This is a genomic window from Mesorhizobium sp. M7A.F.Ca.CA.001.10.2.1 (assembly GCF_003998575.1).
Lineage (GTDB): Bacteria > Pseudomonadota > Alphaproteobacteria > Rhizobiales > Rhizobiaceae > Mesorhizobium.
In genome coordinates this window covers 1-3,730 of record NZ_RZQY01000612.1, presented here as the reverse complement: position 1 = coordinate 3,730, position 3,730 = coordinate 1, and the positions used below count along the sequence as shown (strand labels likewise).

4 protein-coding genes are annotated in these 3,730 nt (G+C 64.2%); 1 reads left to right on the top strand and 3 read right to left on the bottom strand.

Translation table 11 applies throughout. The features are described 5' to 3' along the window. Positions 1-148: 148 nt before the first annotated feature. Positions 149-754, bottom strand: coding sequence for a 3-isopropylmalate dehydratase small subunit (gene leuD / locus EN964_RS28390; RefSeq protein ID WP_023810900.1), 606 nt, complete (start codon positions 752-754; stop codon positions 149-151). Between the two features lie 127 nt (positions 755-881). Here leuD and EN964_RS28385 point away from each other — a divergent pair, with 127 nt between their 5' ends. After that, positions 882-1,307, top strand: a complete 426-nt coding sequence (locus tag EN964_RS28385) for a GNAT family N-acetyltransferase (RefSeq protein WP_127271072.1) — start codon at positions 882-884, stop codon at positions 1,305-1,307. 193 nt (positions 1,308-1,500) lie between these two features. On the opposite strand, the gene EN964_RS28380 is transcribed toward EN964_RS28385, so the two are convergent. Beyond that, the gene (locus EN964_RS28380; RefSeq protein WP_127271325.1) at positions 1,501-2,667 is read right to left on the bottom strand and encodes an FAD-binding oxidoreductase; all 1,167 of its coding nucleotides are present in this window, start codon (positions 2,665-2,667) and stop codon (positions 1,501-1,503) included. A gap of 29 nt (positions 2,668-2,696) precedes the next feature. Beyond that, positions 2,697-3,730: HAMP domain-containing sensor histidine kinase (locus EN964_RS28375; RefSeq protein ID WP_164776044.1), on the bottom strand; the 1,034-nt coding region annotated here is incomplete at its 5' end.

Below are 3,730 nucleotides of genomic sequence, written 5' to 3'. Positions count from 1 at the left end.
GGGTGCCTGTGTCTGCGCGAACGCGCTCACGGTTTGCCCTAGCAACAAGGCCAGCCCGCAAACGCCGGCAAGAAGCAAACGTGTCATGACTGTCCCTCCGTTCGCCGCCACGAACCCGGCCTGTGGCGGCCGGGTCAGATCCTGCGACTCAGGCCCAGGGGCGCTGTTCGGCGTTCCGCTTCTCGAACGACGCGATGGCGCCGGCCTTCTCCATGGTCAGGCCGATGTCGTCGAGACCGTTGAGCAGGCAGTGCCGCTTGAAGTCGTCGAGGTCGAAGGTGACGACACCGCCGTCGGGACCGCGGATTTCCTTGGCTTCGAGGTCGACCGACACTGTGGCATTGGAACCGCGCGAGGCGTCATCCATCAGCTTCTCGAGATCCTCGGGGCTGACGGTGATCGGCAAAATGCCGTTCTTGAAGCAGTTGTTGTAGAAAATGTCGGCGAACGAGGTCGAGATGACGCAGCGAATGCCGAAGTCGAGCAGCGCCCATGGTGCGTGCTCGCGGCTGGAACCGCAGCCGAAATTGTCGCCGGCAACCAGGATCTGCGCCTTGCGGTAGGCCGGCTTGTTGAGCACGAAATCCGGATTTTCCGAGCCGTCATCCTTGTAGCGCATTTCGGCGAACAGGCCGGTGCCGAGCCCGGTGCGCTTGATCGTCTTGAGGTAATCCTTCGGGATGATCATGTCGGTGTCGACATTGACGATCGGCATCGGAGCGGCGACGCCGGTGAGCTTGGTGAACTTTTCCATGGCTTTTGCCCGTGTTTTCGTTGCGGGGGGATTGCTGAGGCACGGTTTACACAAAGCCGGCAGCAAATAAAAGGCAACTGTTCGTGCACAGTGGCACAAGCCAGCCCGATGGTGCAGTCTGGCGGCCATGGCAGAAAACGCACACGTCCTCTATGCGCGTGAACCCGCGCTCGACATCGCCGAATTCCGGCGTGTGCTGGTCGAATCCGGCCTCGGCGAGACACGGCCGGTCGATGATGAAGCACGCCTGCGGGCGATGCTGTCGGGCGCCAATCTGGTGCTGACCGCGCGTCTCGACGTCGAAGGCAAGCCGCTGGTCGGCGTGATCAGAGGCATCACCGACTTCTCCTGGGTCTGCTACATCTCCGAACTCGCCGTTTCCCGATCGGCACAGGGGCTCGGCATCGGCAAGGGCCTGATGGACGAGGCGCGCCGGCAGCTTGGACCGTCGGTCGCCATCAGCCTGATCTCCATGCCCGACGCCGTCGGCTTCTACGAACGTATCGGCATGAAGCGCATGGCGGATGCATTCTGGTTCGACCGCAAGGGCTGAGATCTCTCTGGTTGGGGAACGAGAGAAGCGCGCCTTGCCTTCTCCCCCTGTGGGAGAAGGTGGATCGGCGCGCAGCGCCGAGACGGATGAGGGGTGTTCCAGCGGAGTGAGGCGTTGGCGTTCCCTGGAACACCCCTCATCCGTCGCCTTCGGCGACACCTTCTCCCACAGGGGGAGAAGGAAACGCCAACGCTCAAATCACGTTCAATTCCCGGAACGCCCGCCCTTCCGCGACTCGACCATAGCCAAACGCCGAACAATCCACCGTGCGATAGCCGCCATGAACGATCAGTTCGGCCAGCGCCTTGCCGACCGCCGGCGCCTGCTGCAGGCCGTGGCCGGAGAATCCGTTGGCGAAGATGAAATTGCCGACTTCGGGATGCGGACCGATCACCGCGTTCTGGTCGAGCGTGTTGTAGTCGTAGTGGCCGGCCCAGGCGCGGGTCGGCTTGATCGCCTCGAAGGCGGGAATGCGGGTCGCCAGCACCGGCCAGATCACCTCTTCGAACAGCGGCCAGTTTACCTCGAAGTCGCCGGGGTCGGGTGCGCGGTCGCCTTCCTCCGGTTCGGCGCCGCCGGTGAGGTAGACCGAGCCTTCCGGACGGACATAGATGCCGGAGGGATCGACCAGCAGCGGCATGTCGGCATATTTCTCGCGCGCCTCGAAGACGAAGACATTGCGCTTGCGCGGCTCGACCGGCAGCTCAAGCCCGGCCATGGCAGCCACCTTGCCGGCGTTCGGGCCGGCGGCGTTGACGACGATGCCAGCCTCCAGCGTCTCGCCATTGCCGAGGCTCACTCCGGTGACGCGGTTGCCATCGCGCGCGATGCCGGTGACATCGGCGGCGATGAAATCGACTTTCTTCTGCCGCAGCGCCTTGCGGAACAGCGTCAGCATCGCATGCGCGTCGAACCAGCCTTCGCCGGTGCGGCCATAGGCGCCGGCTGAAATGCCCTCGGTCGACAGCCACGGGAACCGGCGCGTAAGCTGGGCGGCATCCTCCAGCACGATGTCGGCGCCCTCCGCGATCTGCGCCTCGTGATTGCTCTTGAGGATCGGCAAGCCGTCCTCGCCGGCAAGGATGAGGTAGCCGCCCTCGCGAAAGCCGATATCGGCGTCGTCCCCGAACTCTTCCTTCAGCCGCCGAAACAGTTTCAGCGTGAACTGCGACAGGCGGATGTTTTCCGGGATCGAGAATTGCTGGCGGATCGAGGCCATGGACAGCGTCGTTGCCGCATGCGCGAATTGCGGATCACGCTCGACCAGCGCGATCGTGCCGGAAAACCCTTGCTCACGCAGGTAATAGGCGACCGAGGAGCCGACGATGGCTCCGCCGATGATGACGATGTCGTAGCGCATGTTCTCTCCGATCCGGCCGATGGTGTCCTTCACGCCACCGGCAGAATGATCTCGAAGCGCGTGCCGCGTTCGCTGTCAACCAGCGCGATCATACCATCATGCGCTTTCAGGAGGGCCAGCACGATGCCGAGCCCCATGCCGGTGCCGCCCTGTTCGCGCCGCGTGGTGAAAAACGGCTCGAAAATGCGCGCCCGGTTGCTCGGCGAAATACCGGCGCCGTCGTCACTGACCAGGAGGCTCGCCTTGCCGTCGGCGCTCGTAGCGGAGACAGAAACCTGTGTCGCGCCGTGCCTGGCCGAATTGTCGATGAGATTGGCCAGCACGATAGCCGCGTTCTCGGCCGATATGTGCAATCTGATGTCGCCGCCGGCCCCGATGCTAACCGCCAGCCTGTTGTCTACGGGAAGCAGCGCCAGCGCCGCACCGATCGATGTGCTTTCGCCGCTCGGCGCCAGGTTTTCGGCGCGCGCCATGTCAAGCAGGCGGCGAACCAGCAGATTGAGCCGTCCCGCATCGGTGACGATATTGTTGGAGAAACGCCGCCGCTCCGTATCGTCCATCGCGCCACCGGAATCGCGCAGCAATTCGGCTGCGCCCTGGATCGCTGTCAGCGGCGATTTGAGTTCGTGCGAGACATGGGTGGCGAACGTCTGGATGCTGTCGGAACGCGCCTGCAGTTTTTCGGCCATGTCGAGGAAGGCGGCGGAAAGCTCCGCCATCTCTCGCGTGCCGTGATGGTCGAGCGGCCTGATCGCCGCGCGGTCGCCGGCGGCGATGCGCTCGGTGCGGTCGATCAGCGCATAGATCGGCCGGCTGACGGTGCGCAGGAAGATGAGGCCGATGAGCAGCGTGCCGCCGAGAATGGCAATCGCCGCCAACGTCACCTTGCCGCGTTCGCCATAGAGATGCTTGATGATGTTGTTGGGCGTCCGCGACACATAGACGACGCCGGCGACCTTGCCGTCGACGGCCACCGGCAAAGCGGCGAAGACACGCACCTTGGTGCCGCGGCTGACCGAATAGAGCGGCGGCGCCGGCTGGTCGCGGATGCGCAGCCTGAGCG

Excerpts from the sequence above, each read along its gene's own strand:
- leuD (WP_023810900.1), bottom strand. The coding sequence starts at position 754 with ATGGAAAAGTTCACCAAGCTCACCGGCGTCGCCGCTCCGATGCCGATC.
- EN964_RS28385 (WP_127271072.1), top strand. The coding sequence starts at position 882 with ATGGCAGAAAACGCACACGTCCTCTATGCGCGTGAACCCGCGCTCGAC.
- EN964_RS28380 (WP_127271325.1), bottom strand. The coding sequence starts at position 2,667 with ATGCGCTACGACATCGTCATCATCGGCGGAGCCATCGTCGGCTCCTCG.